The sequence below is a fragment of the Rhodococcus sp. IEGM 27 genome, from assembly GCF_033142305.1.
Taxonomy (GTDB): Bacteria; Actinomycetota; Actinomycetes; order Mycobacteriales; family Mycobacteriaceae; genus Rhodococcus_F; species Rhodococcus_F oxybenzonivorans.
This window is the reverse complement of the sequence record NZ_JAWLSG010000014.1, coordinates 80424-95069: the sequence shown is the minus strand read 5'-3', so window position 1 is coordinate 95069 and position 14646 is coordinate 80424. Positions and strand designations below refer to the sequence as shown.

Here is a 14646-nt window from a genome sequence, read left to right as displayed (position 1 = left end):
GGTCGTGTGATGGGTGGAGCGGGGATGGAGACGATCATGTGTGCTGCGAAGGTGACTGATTCCAGTGCGCGTACCGGGCGGCAGGTGATTCTCGACTCTGCGGTGGCCAATATGAATGAGCGCGGTTATCACGGCACCTCGATGCGTGACATTGCCCGCGGCGCCGATATCACTGTTGCGTCGATCTACCATCACTTCGCGTCGAAGCAGGAGATTCTGCAGGAAATCATGGTGCGGGCCTTGCACGACGCCCTCGCGATGACTCGGGGTGCATTGTTGCGTTCGGGGGGTTCCCCGGTCGATCAGCTACAAGCGTTGATGCGGGCATGGATCTTGTTCCACACCACTCGTCAGTTGGATGCGATGGTCGGCGCCACCGAGTTACGCAGCCTCGATGACGTCGGTCGTCGACTTGTGGTCGCCCTCCGGGACGAACAGGAACACCTCTTCCGCGACGTCATCGAGCGTGGTGTGGAGGAGGGTGATTTCGCGACGAAATACCCGCGGGACGCCGTCCGAGGAATCATCAACATGGGCCAGTCGGTGTGTGCGTGGTGGCGCCCTGACGGCCCTATGAAGCCCGACGAACTCGCCGATCGCTACGCCGACTTGGCCCTCGCGATGGTGAGACCGGTCGTCCCGCGGGGTTGAGCCGAAATCCGGTTTCGTCAGCGCACCGATGTGTTGGCGAAGCGTTCCTTCAGCGTGCGTTTGACGAGCTTTCCGGTCGGTGTCCGGGGAAGGTCGTGGGCGAATTCGATTCGGCGGGGCAGCTTGTACTTGGCGATGCGTTCGCTGAGGTAGTCGAGTAACTCGGTGGCGAGGGCGTCGTCGCCGTCGACCTCGGTTCCCGGGTCGATGACTGCGGTGACGATTTCGCCCATCTCGTTGTCGGGCAACCCTATTACGCAGGCGTCGAGAACTTTGGGGTGCTCGACGAGGGCGTTCTCGATCTCCTGGGGGTAAATGTTGACGCCGCCGGAGATGATCATGAACGAGTCACGATCGGTGAGGAAGAGGTAGCCGTCCTCGTCGAGGTAGCCGACGTCACCGGTGGTGGTCCAGGTGGGGTGAACCGGATGTTGCGCGCCGCGGGTCTTCTCCGGTGCGTTGTGGTACTCGAACGGCAGGGTGTCGCGTTCGAAGTAGATCGTCCCGGTCTGCCCTGCCGGCAATTCCTCACCCCGATCCCCACAGATGCGGACGATGCCGAGCGCGGCGCGTCCCACCGTGCCGGGTTTGGACAGCCATTGTTCGGTGTCGACGAGGGTCATGCCGTTGAGTTCGGTGGAGGAGTAGTACTCCGACAGGATCGGCCCCCACCACTCGATCATCTGCCGTTTGATCTCGACCGGGCAGGGTGCGGCGGCGTGCACGGCAACCTGGAGGCTGGACACGTCGTAGCGGGCGCGCACATTCTCGGGGAGTTTGAGCATGCGCACGAACATCGTCGGCACCCACTGGCTGTAAGTGACCCGGTAGCGCTGGATGTACTCCAGCGCCTTTTCGGCATCGAAACGGTCCATCACAACGACGGTGCCGCCGAGGGCTTGAACGGCGGCACATGTGCGCAGTGGCGCCGCGTGATAGAGCGGCGCCGGCGAGAGGTAGACCGTCTCGGCGGTGACGTCCCACACCGTGGCGTTCATGGTGGTCATGGTGTCGCCGGGCTCGTCGACCTGACGGTCCGGCAGGGCCGGTTTGATGCCCTTGGGCCGGCCGGTGGTGCCGGACGAGTAGAGCATGTCCGCTCCACGAGGTTGGTCCTCGAGCGGTACGTCCGACTCTGCGGCGGCCGCCCGGTCCAGGTCGGCATAGCCTGCGAGGGGACCACCGAAGGCCAGTCGGTGCTCGGTGCCGGGTGCCAAATCCCGGAGTTCACCGGCGATCTCCGTGAGTGTCGCATCGACGAGCACAGCCTTCGCGCCGCAGTCGGTGACGATGTAGGCGGCCTCTGCGGCCGTGAGATGCCAGTTGACCATCGTGATGTAGAGGCCGGAGCGCATTGCTGCCCAATAGATGTCGAATACTCGCGGCGTGTTGCGAGCAAGCACGGCGAGATGGTCCCCCCGCCGCAGCCCCAGCGCGCGCAGATGTCGCGCGATGCGAATCGAGTTGGTTTCGAGCTCGGCGAAGGTGACGGTCTGACCGGACCCAGCCATGATGAGGGCCGGCTTGGTGGGTGTGGTGTCGACGTACGCACCGGGATACATCAGGTCTCCAAACGATCGTGTGCTGTACAGGTCAACGTCGCCGGGTGGCGAGAACGGCGAGGCACCCGAGCGCGAGAGCCGACAGTGCGGTGATCAGCAGGCCCACCCGCCAGAGATTGGCCACCTCGCCGTTGATGAGAGCAACCATAGCCATGGGTGCCATGCCGCCGAAGATCGCCGCAGCCTGGTATCCGAGCGAGGCACCCGAGTAGCGGATCTCCGGCGGGAAGAGCTCGGCGAACAGGGCGGCTTGGGGTCCGGTCTGGAACGACATGACCAGGCAGGAGACGATCAGCGCCACGGCCAGCGGCCAGATGTTCTGAGCGCTCGACGCTCCGACGAGCTGCCACATCGGGACGGCCCACAGGCCCATGCCGACGATCCCGATTCCATAGATCAGCTTGCGGCCGTAACGGTCCGACAGGTACGCGGTGTACGGCACCATGGGCACGAGCACACCGGCGGCAACAAGGATGATCGCCAGTACGTCGGAGCGGGCGATGCCGAGGGTGGTGGTCGCGACCTGCACAGAACCGGTAATGGTGATGTAGAACATCACAATGCCGACCAGGTAGGTGCCGCCCGCCAACAGCACCGTGCCGGAGTTGTGCCGAAGAACTTCCAGGATCGGTGAGCGCCGTTGCGTGGGCGCGGTCGCGAGCTTGGCCTCGACCCGCTGGAATTCAGGCGTTTCTTCGAGGTAGCGGTGAATCGCGAAGGCAACGAACAGCATGAACAAGCTGATCCAGAACGGCACTCGCCAGCCCCACGACGTGAACGCGTCCGGAGAGACTGCCCAGGCCACGATCAAGAAGATCGCGTTGCCCGCCACCACGCCGATCGGTATGCCGAGTTGGGCGAAGCTTCCATAGAAGCCGCGCCTGTTCGCCGGTGCGTATTCGGTGGCCAGCAGAACCGCACCGCCCCACTGCGCACCGACGGCCAACCCCTGGCAGATGCGCAGCAGGACGAGCATCGCGGGGGCGAGCCAGGCGATCGACGTGCTGGGGACGAAGCCGATCAGGGTGGTCGCAATTCCCATCAGCAAAATTGCGGTAACCAGAACGGGCTTGCGGCCGACTTTGTCACCGAAGTGGCCCGAGACGATCCCGCCGATGGGACGGGCGATGAAGCCGACTGCGACGGTCGCGAACGAATTGAGGGCGGCGACGACTTCGCTGTCGGTAGCGAAGAACGTCTTGTTGAACACCAGCGCCGCGGCGGTGGCATAGATGAAGAAGTCGTACCACTCGAGAGAGGTCGACACGGCGGCGGCGAGCGCCGCCTTACGGGCGGCTTTCTGTTGGGACGGCGTGGTCTCTGTCGAGGACGCGCCCGTTGCGACGTGCTGCGCCGGGGAGGTCGGGGAGGTGGCCATGAATGCCTCTTTCACGGTAGATCCGAGATGTCGCCTAGCGATCGTTCGGTTGCTGCCGGAGAACCTATGTGACACGGCGCACCGTCGTCAACACCCTTTCGAGCGAATGTTGGGATTCGGCACGCAGACCAGGTGTAACGGCCCATTCACCAGGTATGGCGGGAGGTCGTGCACCCGGGGGGCGGGCCTATGAGCCGGCTCCTTCGGCGTTGACATTTAGCGATCGTTAAGGCAACACTGGAAACGGTAGCCGATCGATCGTTCGGCGATAATGGAACAACGAAGGGGCCACGCGAATGACGACGTCCTCCGCCGAAGCGACCGTAAGTGACGATCGGGAGAGGGCCGCGGGTCTCGATGTGGCGGCGCTGACGACCTATCTCTCCGACGCGCTCGACGAAGGACTGGGTGGGCAGCTGACGGCGTCGTTGATCAGCGGTGGTCGGTCGAATCCGACGTATCGGGTGACCGACGGGACCCGAATCTGGGTGTTGCGGCGTCCGCCCTACGGGCACGTGTTGCCCAGTGCCCACGACATGAAGCGCGAGTTCACCGTGATCCGGGCCCTGTCGGGTACCGGCGTGCCGGTGCCGCAGGCGGTGCTGCTGTGCGAGGACACCGAGGTGCTCGGCGCGTCGTTCTACCTGATGGAACTGGTCGACGGCACACCGGTCGGCACCGTCGAACAGGCCTCCGCTCTCGCACCGGCCGAGCGGCGGCGACTTGGATTCGCGCTGGCCGACACCCTCGCGGACTTGCACGAGGTGGACCCGGACGCAGTCGGACTCAGCTCGTTCGGCCGACCGGACGGCTATCTCGAACGTCAACTCGATCGGTGGGCGCGCCAGTGGGAGGCCTCGCGCACCGCGGACCGCCCGGAGGTGGCGGTGCTGCTGGACAAGCTGCGACGCGCGCTCCCCGTGACCCGATTCCCGGGCATCGTGCACGGTGACGTCAAACTCGACAACGTCCTTGCCGCGCCCGCCGATCCTGGACGGATCGTGGCGGTGCTGGATTGGGAGATGGCCACCCTCGGTGACAGTCTCGCGGACGTCGGGATCATGCTCAGCTTCTGGGACCAGCCCGGCTCGGTGGACAACCCGATCACCAAAGGTCTGGCTCGCCTCGACGGATTCCCCACCCGCGCGGAACTCCTCGACCGGTACGCCACCCGGCGGGGGATCGAACTCCCGGACGTCGACTGGTACACCGTGTTCGCCGACTTCAAGATCGCCGTCATCCTCGAGGGCATCGGCGCCCGGCACGCGCAGGGCGACACCGTAGGGGAGGGCTTCGACCACATCGCCGACATGGTCGGGCCGTTGCTGCAGCGTGCCCTCGACCTGGCTGCGACCTCGACAGTGACCGAACTGCGTCGCTGACCGCATCGACAAGAGAGACCGAGAAAATGGATTTCGAGTACAGCCCGAAAGTGCAAGATTTGCAGGCGAAGCTGACCACGTTCATGCAGGAGCGGGTACTGCCGGCCGAGGCAATCGCCGAGCAGCAACTCGCCGACAAGCCCGACCACTGGGGTGCACCACCGATCGTGGCCGACCTGAAGGCAGCCGCGAAACGCGAAGGCCTGTGGAACCTCTTCCTGCCCGCGCGAGAGGGTGCGGGCCTGACGAACCTCGAGTACGCACCACTGGCCGAGCTCACCGGGTGGAGCCCGCTGATCGCGCCCGAGGTGTTCAACTGCAACCCGCCGGACACCGGCAACATGGAACTGCTGCACCTCTACGGCACCGACGAACAGAAGCAGCAGTGGCTCGAACCGCTTCTCGCCGGCGACATCCGGTCGTGCTTTTCGATGACCGAACCCGAGGTCGCGAGTTCGGACGCGAACAACGTCCGGCTCGAGATCGCCGAGGACGGTGACGACTGGGTGCTGACCGGCCGCAAGTGGTGGTCGACTGCGGCGCTACGGCACGACTGCCGGGTCGCGATGGTCATGGGCGTCACCGACCCGGACGCCCCCGTCGGACAGCGGCACAGCATCGTCCTCGTGCCGATGGAGACACCGGGGGTGACCATCTCCCGGTCCACCACGGTTCTCGGCTTCACCGACCGCCACGAGGGCGGGCACGCGGAGATCGTCTTCGATCAGGTGCGTGTCCCCAAGGCCAACCTTCTCGGCCCGCGCGGCAAGGGCTTCGCCGTCGCGCAGGCTCGCCTCGGTCCGGGTCGCATCCATCACTGCATGCGGTTGATCGGCATGGCCGAGCGGGCGATCGCGTTGATGACCGAACGCGCCCGCACCCGGGTGGCTTTCGGCAAGCCCCTCGCCGACGAGGGTGTCGTGCAGGCGACCGTCGCGGACGCGCGGATCCACCTCGATGCCGCCCGGTTACTGGTGCTCCGGGCCGCCTGGCGGATGGACGTCGAGGGCACCAAGGCGGCCCGTCACGACATCGCCGCCGCCAAGGTGATGGTCCCGCTCACGGTCAAGCAGATCGTCGACGACGCGATGCAGATCTTCGGCGGCGCCGGACTGTCGCAGGACACGATCCTGCCCGTGCTGTACGCACAGGCTCGGTTCTTGCAGATAGCCGACGGCCCCGACCAGGTGCACCGCCGCTCGCTCGCCCGCGCAGAATTCGCCGCCACCCCGGTTTTGAACGAAGTCCGCTAGTCACCGCGTGATCGTCACTCGCGGGGCGGTCGCCCTGCTGGACGCCCACACGTCATGGGAGGTAGCAAGCCAGTGCCTGGTCCACTCCACGGTCTCGAGGTCCTCGAACTCGCCGGAATCGGCCCCGGGCCGCACGCGGCAATGATCCTCGGCGATCTCGGAGCCGATGTCGTGCGAGTCGAACGCCCCCAGGGCGGACTCGATGTGACCAATGGGAAACCCGATCACATGCTGCGCAACCGCCGCTCGGTCAGCGCCGACCTGAAAACCGACGAAGGTCGGGATCGCGTTCTCGCTCTCGCCTCGGTCGCCGACGTGCTGATCGAAGGCTTCCGGCCCGGAACGACAGAACGGCTCGGCCTCGGGCCGCAGGACTGTGCCGAGGTCAACCCCGGCCTGATCTACGCCCGCATGACCGGCTGGGGGCAGGACGGTCCGCTCAGTACCCGGGCCGGGCACGACATCAACTACATCTCTTTGACCGGAGCTCTGCATGCGATCGGTGACCCCGAGGGCAAGCCGACACCACCGTTGAATCTGGTCGGTGACTTCGGGGGAGGGTCGATGTTCCTCCTCGTCGGTATCCTCTCCGCCCTGTTCGAACGGCAACGATCTGGTTCGGGGCAAGTTGTCGACGCCGCGATGGTCGACGGAACCAGCGTGCTCATGCAGATGATGTGGGCCATGCGCGGTGCGGGGGCGTGGACCGACGAAAGGGGAGCCAACCTCCTCGACGGCGGTGCCCCCTTTTACGACACCTATCGCTGCGCGGACGGCAAGTGGATCGCCGTCGGCGCGATCGAGCCCCAGTTCTATGCCCAGCTGCTGGATGGCCTCGGCCTCGATCCCGCCGAGCTACCCGACCAGAACGACCGCGAGCAGTGGCCGACCCTGCGGAAACGCCTTGCCGCCGTCATCGCCACCCGAAACCGGGACCAGTGGGCCGCAGTGTTCTCCGACACCGATGCATGTGTCACACCGGTGCTCGCGCTCGACGAGGTGGCCGCTGGTCACCATGTGGCACACCGAGGCACGCTCATCGAGATAGACGGGGTGCGGCAGGCGGCGCCGGCGCCGCGTTTCTCCCGAACACCGTCCGCATCACCGAGGAGCCCGCGACCGGTCGGGGCCGACACCGACGCTGTACTCGAGGATTGGCTGGGGGTCTCGGCCCGGCAAGGTTTCGCAGAGGTCGAGCAGATCTGAGCCAGGTGTCGGTGCGCCCAGCCATACCGGAACTTCACATGCCCACCAGGGCAATCAATGATCACGCAGCACTGCTGCACGCCCGCAAAGGATTTCGTGATGAGTCTTCCTTCCGTCCTGCAAGACCGGTTGCGCCTGCCCGTCGTGGCGTCGCCGATGTTCATCGTGTCCGGTCCCGACCTGGTGATCGCCCAGTGCACCTCGGGTGTGGTCGGCTCCTTCCCGTCCCTCAACGCGCGGCCACAGCCCGTCTTGCGGGAATGGCTCACCCGCATCACCGAAGAGCTGGCCAAGCACGACGCCAACAACCCGGAGTCGCCGTCCGCCCCCTTCGCGGTGAACCTGATCGTCCACAAGAGCAACGACCGGCTCGACGAGGACCTGGCCACCGTCGTCGAGTTCGAGGTCCCGATCGTCATCACCTCCCTCGGCGCCCGCACCGACGTCAACGACGCCGTCCATTCCTACGGCGGCATCGTTCTGCACGACGTCATCAACAACAGGTTCGCGAAGAAGGCCGTCGAGAAGGGTGCCGACGGTCTCATCGCCGTCGCCGCGGGTGCGGGTGGACACGCAGGCACCCAGTCACCGTTCGCGTTGCTGCAGGAAATCCGCGAATGGTTCGACGGCCCCGTGTTGCTGTCCGGCTCGATCGCCCACGGACGTTCGGTACTCGCCGCGCAGGCCGCCGGCGCCGATCTCGCCTACATCGGGTCCGCCTTCATCGCCACCGACGAGGCCAACGCCGACGCCGCCTACAAGCAGATGATCGTCGACTCCACCGCCTCGGACATCATCTACTCCAACCTCTTCACCGGCGTGCACGGAAACTACCTCCGCGGCAGCATCGAGGCCGTCGGACTGGACCCGAACAACCTCGCCCAATCCGACCCATCCGCCATGGACTTCGGTGTCGGCGAGACCGCGGACACCGTGGCGAACTCGAAAGCCAAGCCGTGGCGCGATATCTGGGGCGCCGGACAGGGTGTCGGTGCCGTCGACGCGGTGGTCCCGGTCGCCGAGATCGTCGAACGCCTGACCCACGAATACGCCGACGCGAGAGCGCTCCTGCAGGCGTGAGAGAAGCACTTCCGCACCCGGAATGTAACTACGGCGCTGCCCCGATCTCGCAGACCAGTGATCGCGTGTGTCACACACCACATCTTGCCGGGTGCTGTGGCTGGTCAGCGGTGTTGCGGTGGATTCACGGCGAGATGCCGTGACACCGGACGAGCTATGACGGAATGTCAACGAAACTGACGGGCACCGTCCATGTGTTGATGGAGAGAAGGTTCCGGCGGCGGAGCGGGGCGGCCGCCGGACCGGTTCACCGCGGAAGAGTGGTCGCGGTGGCGTTCCCTCGGTTGTGGTGCTGACGTAGCGAGTGTGCTGCCGCGGTGACGAGCCGTTCGGCGGGTACGTCGAGTGTGGCGGGCGCGCTCATTCTCGGACATGCCACCCCAGATGCCGTAACTCTCGGCGGTGGTGAAGGCGTGGGCGCGGCAGTCGGCGAGCACGGGGCAGTCCTGGCAGATCTGTTTGGCGGCGCGCTCACGTTGGGCCCGGGTCGAGCCGCGTTCACCGTCAGGGGAGAAGAAGATCTCGGTGTCGGCACCGCGGCAGGAGGCGCGGCCTTGCCAAGCAAGGTTGATGAGGTGGTGCGGATGATCAGGCACTGCGGGATAAGTCGCTTTCGGAGTCGAACGGTCAAACGATTCGCTGGCAAGAGCGGGCACGCACTAGTGCGAATGGCGGGGTTGGGCCAATCGCCGACGGTGCGTGCACAAAAATCGATACGGGTATGGGTTGGTGTGGCCTCCTTAGGGAGAAGGGAGTTGGACCGAGTCCGCGCAACAGCGCTCGCAAAGGCGTTTGCGACACGACGCCGCAAACGCATCAGGATTTCACTCTTGATGCTGAAGAGGAGTTCGTCAGCCAGCGACTGCTGCAGTCGCTGCGGCACCTCATCCGCAACCGAAGTGGGAGTGTGTTGCGCTGATGCCTGGTCTCGACATCGGGTGGGCTGGGAGGCGTCCGGATGTCCGGGGTCTCCACACACCGTTCTTCGTCTCGCGAGCAAGTGAAACGGTGTGATTTCGAGGCTATCGACACTCTGGTGGACAAATCAGAGGAATCGCTCAAAAGTAACTGGCGTCACATCGGAGGCGCCGAACAAGGGCACACGATCGGGTGTGGTCCAGCGTGTTACCAATGGTCAAGGTCCGGAGCCCGTTGCCGGTACCAGCTCGCCGCGACGCAGCCGCGCGGGGTGGGCACCAGCGCTCTCGTCACCATGGCTGAAGCGTGTCGTTATCCGTTCATATGATGTGGATCGATCTCACGCGGGCACCGCTTCGATGACGGAGGAGCGGGGGCCGGGTGTGATTGATTCCAGCGTGAAACCGTGACCACTCAACAATCGGCGCCATTCGGTGGCCGTCCGTTCCCGACCACCCAGCAGAACCAGCATGTGGAGGTCCAGTAGGGCCATGGGGTGGGCGGTAGCCACTTCGGGCAAGACTTGCTCGACGATCAGCAGGCGGCCGTTTCTCGGGATCGCTCGCCGACAATTGCGGAGAATCTTGCCAGCGGATTCGTCGTCCCAGTCGTGCAGAATCTGGGACAACACATATACATCACCATTCTGCGGGACCTCTTCGAAGAAGTCGCCACCGACAACAGTCGTTCGGTCACCAATTCCGGCCGAGCAGAACGTCGATGCCGATTCCGCGACGACGTGCGGCAAATCGAACACTGTGCCCCGCAGGTGTGCGTGACTCCGGAGTAGGCGTTCGATCAATGTGCCGGCCCCGCCGCCGATATCGACGACGGTCATTGTTTCCGTCCAGTCGCGGTTGAGCAACGGCAACAGGCGCACCTCGACCAGTCCTGCTTGGCACCTGTCGAATTCATCAGCCGCCGAGGGGTTCTCGGACAACCACTCGAAGTATGGCCTTCCGAACGCCTCGGTGAACGACTCTTTCCCGGTTCGGACAGAGTGGAGCGAGTGTCCCCACACGGTGTAGGCCTCCTTTGACATCAGTCCGACCAGGTGACGCAGTGAACCGGGAGTGTCGACCCGTAGGAGCCCGCCGGCCTCCGTCAACGCAAATCGTCCCGCGGTCTCTTCCGTGAACAGTCCTTCTGCCACGAGTACCCGCATGAATCGGCCGAGAGCATCGGCATCGGCGCCGACACTGGTTGCAAGATCGGGCAGCGAGCGGGATCCATTCGACAATTTGTCGGGGACTCCGAGTTCGCAAACGGCAGCAATTGCCTGGGACACGATGTATCCCATAATCTGCTTTCTGACCCGGTTGTTGATGTCGCTCATGCTCATGCCGCCTGGGGGAGTCCGGGAAAGAGTGGCACCTTTGCGGCACTCTGCAAATACGACGCGCCTGCCGTGCCACCGGTTCCCGGTACTGTGCCGATGACCTTCAAGGTGATGCCCCAGTGGCCACGCTTCATCGCACCCCACGCGCGGTCGAGACGCCGCATCGATTCCTCGAGAGGCACTGCATCAGGGAGTGCATGCCGCATCGCCAGAAATACGGTTTCCAGAGTCGGCTGCTCGTCGTGGACCTTCGGGGCGTGGTCGGTGCTGCGTTGGCTACGCGGCGCGCACGCGAACTCGACGTCGCGGAATGCGCGCGACTGAACAGCGCTCCGCCCATGGGTGAAGCCGCGAATGATGGAGAAGGCGTCGACCGGCATCGTCGTCAGAACACGGAAGAGAGCAGGTATCGCCTCGAGGCGACCTGACGCCCGATCGAGGCGATTCTTCGCATCAGCGGCATTTCCGTCGAGGAGGTCCGTGATCGCCGTCGATATCGCCGTTGCAATCTGCCGGTACAGGCCCTCGAATATCTGGATGCATCGGATGAACATCTGCTCGTCGTGCAGACGAGTCGTCGGCAGCAAAGTCAGCCGAACTGCGGCTCCGATGTCTTCGGGAACACTTCTCAGCGCCAGCGTGGCAGCAGAACCAAACGAGTCGTAGGTGGCACCGGCCTCGGCAAGCGCTGCGGCGCCCTCCGCAGCCACACTGGGATCGAGCTTGAAATCGGGTGCGAGACGGGAGAGTTGTGACACGACTCGGACGGCCGCACGCGTCCTGACCGATTGGGGAGGTCGGGGCGCCGCTGCCAACGCTCTTGTCTCCAGCAGTGCGAGGTCGATGGCTGCCGCGGTTACGAACGCGTCGACACGCTCGCAGTCGGCCGATCGGACGACCTGGTCGAAGTAGTCGAGTCCGACATACGACGAATAGGAGGCATCGTTGTCGTCGAACGTCATCGGTAGCCATTCGCCGAGAACCGGGTCGGATCGGGATATGCCGTGGAGATCGCGCAACATGGCCGCGACGTGTGGCCGCACACCGTTTCGTCCGACCACCTGATAGTGGTCGACGACGGCCGTGAACGGAAACTCGGTGTGTCCCGCGGCCCATTGCCGGAGCGCTTCCGGTACCTTGCGGCCGGACCGGGTATCGGGCGATGCGTCAGCGGCCTGAAGGCAGGTGCCGCCGACACCGATCGGGGTGCTGTGAACGAGTTCAGCTTCAGCTTCGAGCAACGTTTCGGAAATCAACAAGGGATGTGCCTTTCATCCGTTCCTGCTCTGCGGTATTCCGCAATCTTGTGTGCCGACAGGCAAAACGGATAGGCACCCTAGGGAGCCGCATCGGCCACCCCTGCTGCTGGGGTGAAGCTTCGGCCCCCTAGGGTGCCTATTCGCCGGGCCGACGCGCGCTGACCATTGGGTATCAGAGAAGCCAGGGTTTGGATAGCGAGGGCAATTGACCACCGACGACGGGCAGCGCAGGAGACACATCATCCTGATCGGCGGGCATGATGAAACATTCCCGCATTTCGCGGGGTTGGGCTTCGAGTTCACCGTTCTACAGCTGCACGGCGCGATTGGTCCGAACCTGCGCGGCCTGACCGAACGCATCAGTCCCGTGGCTGATTTCGGTCCGGACACCGTGGTCGCTGAGATCACACGAATAATGAGGTCCGAACGGGTCGACCACATTTTCTCCTTTACCGAGGGTGGGTTGCTTTCCGCGGCCCTTGCAAGCCACCGCCTCTCTGTCCCGGGTCTCGACCTCAGCGCATGCGAGCTGTGTATCGACAAGCAATTGATGCGGTCATTTCTCGACAGCACCGAGTTCGCCGTAGCGAACACGATATGTCGCACGCCGGCCGAGGTACGAGCCTTCCTCCTCCATCACCCCCAGGGGCTGGTTCTCAAGGAGCCGGCTGGGTCGGGCAGCGAAGGCGTGTTCATCGTCCGCGACGAACGCGAACTGACCGCGGCGCTTGCCGAGCTGACAGGGGACGGTTTCGTCATGCTCGCCGAAGAGTACTTACCCGGACGCGAAATCAGTGTCGAGACCCTGACCATCGACGGGAAGCATCGAGTTCTCGCCGTGACGAACAAGAAGCTGCACAGAAAATCCCTTGCAGAACAACAGCACATCATCTCACCCGATGTCGTGGACGACGACATGTTCCACATTGTCAGTGACTACTGCGAAAAACTGCTCACCCGAATCAATTACCAGCACGGGCCGTGTCATATCGAGGTAAAGATCACGGTTGGCGGGCTTCGCCTGATCGAGATCAACAACCGGGTGGGCGGCGACTACATCGGGCTTCTGGTCGAACTCACGACCGGCGTGAGCCAATTCAGAGAAACGGTTCGTTGCTGGAGCGAAGTCGACTCGTCCGGCGTCGGCCGGGAACAGGCGCGATATACCTACGCCGCGTCACACCAATTCTACGAACCCATCGACCCCGAGTCTCTTCGGAGCGCGCTGCGGGGCGTCGACATCATCAGGCTCCATATCGAGCCGGCACCGTTGCGACTCGACAGACCCCGGACAAACGACGACAAGATCGGTTGGATTGTATTCGCCTGCAACGAGAGGGAGCCATTCAAGCGAGCCATCGACTATCTCGACGTCCACTGTTCCTGAAAATCAACGCGATCATGGAAACCGCGTCCTCTAATCAAGAAGGGAAGAAATCGATGCAGATTATTGCCAGAAGCGCTCTCGAAACGATCAACGAGGTGGTGGTCGACGGCCATGTCCACAATCTGGGTGTCGTCAAGATCTTCTCCCAACACCCGGAACTGGCCCAGTTCATTCCCGCTTCCAGCAATCTGGCGATCAGCTGGGTCAGGTTGGAATGCGGTCAGGTGCTATCTGTGCACAAACACCCGGAAGCGAGCCTCATCCTGGTCTGCGAGGGTTCCGGACGAACGATGGGTAGCACAGAGCAGGACGTCGCTGCGGGAGACATGATCCTCGTACCCGGCGACTCATGGCACGGCTTCGAGGGAACTCGCAACGGGTTCTGGGCGCTGTCGATCCAGTTCAACGGCAAGGCCCTGTACGAAGATACCGACAACCCGAACGCCATGTTTGCAGCCGCTGGGTCCGGTCCGGCGGTCGTGATCCTCGAGGACAACGAGAAGTACCTGGAGCAATTCAGGAACAGCAGTCTGCTGCGGTTGATCGACACCTCCTCGATGACCGACCCGGGCGTTCGCGAAAGACTACTCGACTGCCAGCAAGCCTGGTCGGATGTGTTCCAAGATTTGCTGCACCTGCGTGTGGCGATGACTACTGATCCGCAACACAAGCATGTCGCACTCGATCATCTGGTCGAAGAACTGGGACACAACAACAACCTCAGACAGCAACGGAACTCGTCGCACTCGCCGGTCTCAGATGCGACGTTCGTATCGACAATGGACTGGTTCAGGCAGCAGATGCTCTGCAGGAGCGACATGGTGCGAACGTTGCTGATGCACGTAGTGCTGGAAGGTAGTGGCGAAGTCTGGCACCGAGAAGCCGCGCGCGCGTTTCCTGGCATTCCACACTTCCAAGAGCATGGTGAAGACGACGGCCACCATGTGAGCATGGGGATCGACCTTCTCGATCGAGCAAATCCAACGGAGATCCACGAATTGCGGGAAGCGCTCGGCGAGGGATGGACGATGATCACACGATTGTGCGACAGAATCGCTTCCATCGCCGTAAATGACACCGCAGACGCCACGCCGTCCACATGCTGAGTGCGCTGAAAAGAGTCGTCTGGTTCGAGATTCCTCGTTGTGGAACCCAGTTCGACCGGCATACCAACGCGTTTCATCTTTCGCGATGGCAGCGCTGGTGCGAAGCTGCGCGACAAGACGACCTG

The 14646-nt window shown here is 63.7% G+C and carries 12 protein-coding genes; 7 read left to right on the top strand and 5 right to left on the bottom strand.

Features of this window, described 5'->3' with window-relative positions; translation table 11 throughout:
- Positions 1-36: 36 nt before the first annotated feature.
- A complete protein-coding gene (locus tag R4P95_RS30010; RefSeq protein ID WP_317747077.1) occupies positions 37-651 on the top strand; it encodes a TetR/AcrR family transcriptional regulator in 615 nt (204 codons plus the stop codon).
- Between the two features lie 17 nt (positions 652-668).
- Here R4P95_RS30010 and R4P95_RS30005 read toward each other — a convergent pair whose 3' ends face one another.
- Together R4P95_RS30005 and R4P95_RS30000 are read right to left on the bottom strand one after the other, a co-directional pair.
- On the bottom strand, positions 669-2213 hold the full coding sequence (locus R4P95_RS30005; RefSeq protein WP_317747078.1) for an acyl-CoA synthetase: 1545 nt from the start codon (positions 2211-2213) through the stop codon (positions 669-671).
- A 31-nt stretch (positions 2214-2244) separates the two neighbouring features.
- Positions 2245-3591, bottom strand: coding sequence for an MFS transporter (locus R4P95_RS30000; protein WP_317747079.1), 1347 nt, complete (start codon positions 3589-3591; stop codon positions 2245-2247).
- 296 nt (positions 3592-3887) lie between these two features.
- Between R4P95_RS30000 and R4P95_RS29995 the strand changes: the two genes are divergently transcribed.
- The 4 genes from R4P95_RS29995 (at position 3888) to R4P95_RS29980 (ending at position 8512) form a co-directional block, all read left to right on the top strand.
- Positions 3888-4973, top strand: coding sequence for a phosphotransferase family protein (locus R4P95_RS29995; RefSeq protein WP_317747081.1), 1086 nt, complete (start codon positions 3888-3890; stop codon positions 4971-4973).
- A gap of 26 nt (positions 4974-4999) precedes the next feature.
- Entirely contained in the window at positions 5000-6226 is a 1227-nt protein-coding gene (locus tag R4P95_RS29990; RefSeq protein WP_317747082.1) for an acyl-CoA dehydrogenase family protein, read from the top strand.
- Positions 6227-6298: 72 nt separating this feature from the next.
- Positions 6299-7432 (top strand): CaiB/BaiF CoA-transferase family protein, encoded by a 1134-nt coding sequence (locus R4P95_RS29985; protein ID WP_317747083.1) that lies wholly within the window; start codon positions 6299-6301, stop codon positions 7430-7432.
- Between the two features lie 99 nt (positions 7433-7531).
- On the top strand, positions 7532-8512 hold the full coding sequence (locus R4P95_RS29980) for a nitronate monooxygenase family protein (RefSeq protein WP_317747084.1): 981 nt from the start codon (positions 7532-7534) through the stop codon (positions 8510-8512).
- A gap of 167 nt (positions 8513-8679) precedes the next feature.
- Here R4P95_RS29980 and R4P95_RS29975 read toward each other — a convergent pair whose 3' ends face one another.
- The 3 genes from R4P95_RS29975 to R4P95_RS29965 form a co-directional block, all read right to left on the bottom strand.
- Positions 8680-9108: a WhiB family transcriptional regulator gene (locus R4P95_RS29975; RefSeq protein ID WP_317747085.1), complete on the bottom strand. Its 429-nt coding sequence runs from the start codon at positions 9106-9108 to the stop codon at positions 8680-8682.
- Between the two features lie 662 nt (positions 9109-9770).
- Positions 9771-10766, bottom strand: coding sequence for a methyltransferase (locus R4P95_RS29970; RefSeq protein ID WP_317747086.1), 996 nt, complete (start codon positions 10764-10766; stop codon positions 9771-9773).
- Between the two features lie 2 nt (positions 10767-10768).
- Positions 10769-12028, bottom strand: coding sequence for a hypothetical protein (locus R4P95_RS29965; protein WP_317747088.1), 1260 nt, complete (start codon positions 12026-12028; stop codon positions 10769-10771).
- A 205-nt stretch (positions 12029-12233) separates the two neighbouring features.
- On the opposite strand from R4P95_RS29965, the gene R4P95_RS29960 reads away from it, so the two are divergent.
- Positions 12234-13415: an acetyl-CoA carboxylase biotin carboxylase subunit family protein gene (locus tag R4P95_RS29960; protein ID WP_317747089.1), complete on the top strand. Its 1182-nt coding sequence runs from the start codon at positions 12234-12236 to the stop codon at positions 13413-13415.
- A gap of 14 nt (positions 13416-13429) precedes the next feature.
- Positions 13430-14521 carry a cupin domain-containing protein gene (locus R4P95_RS29955; protein ID WP_317747091.1) on the top strand — a complete coding sequence of 364 codons (1092 nt, stop codon included), beginning with the start codon at positions 13430-13432 and terminating at the stop codon, positions 14519-14521.
- Positions 14522-14646: the final 125 nt, after the last annotated feature.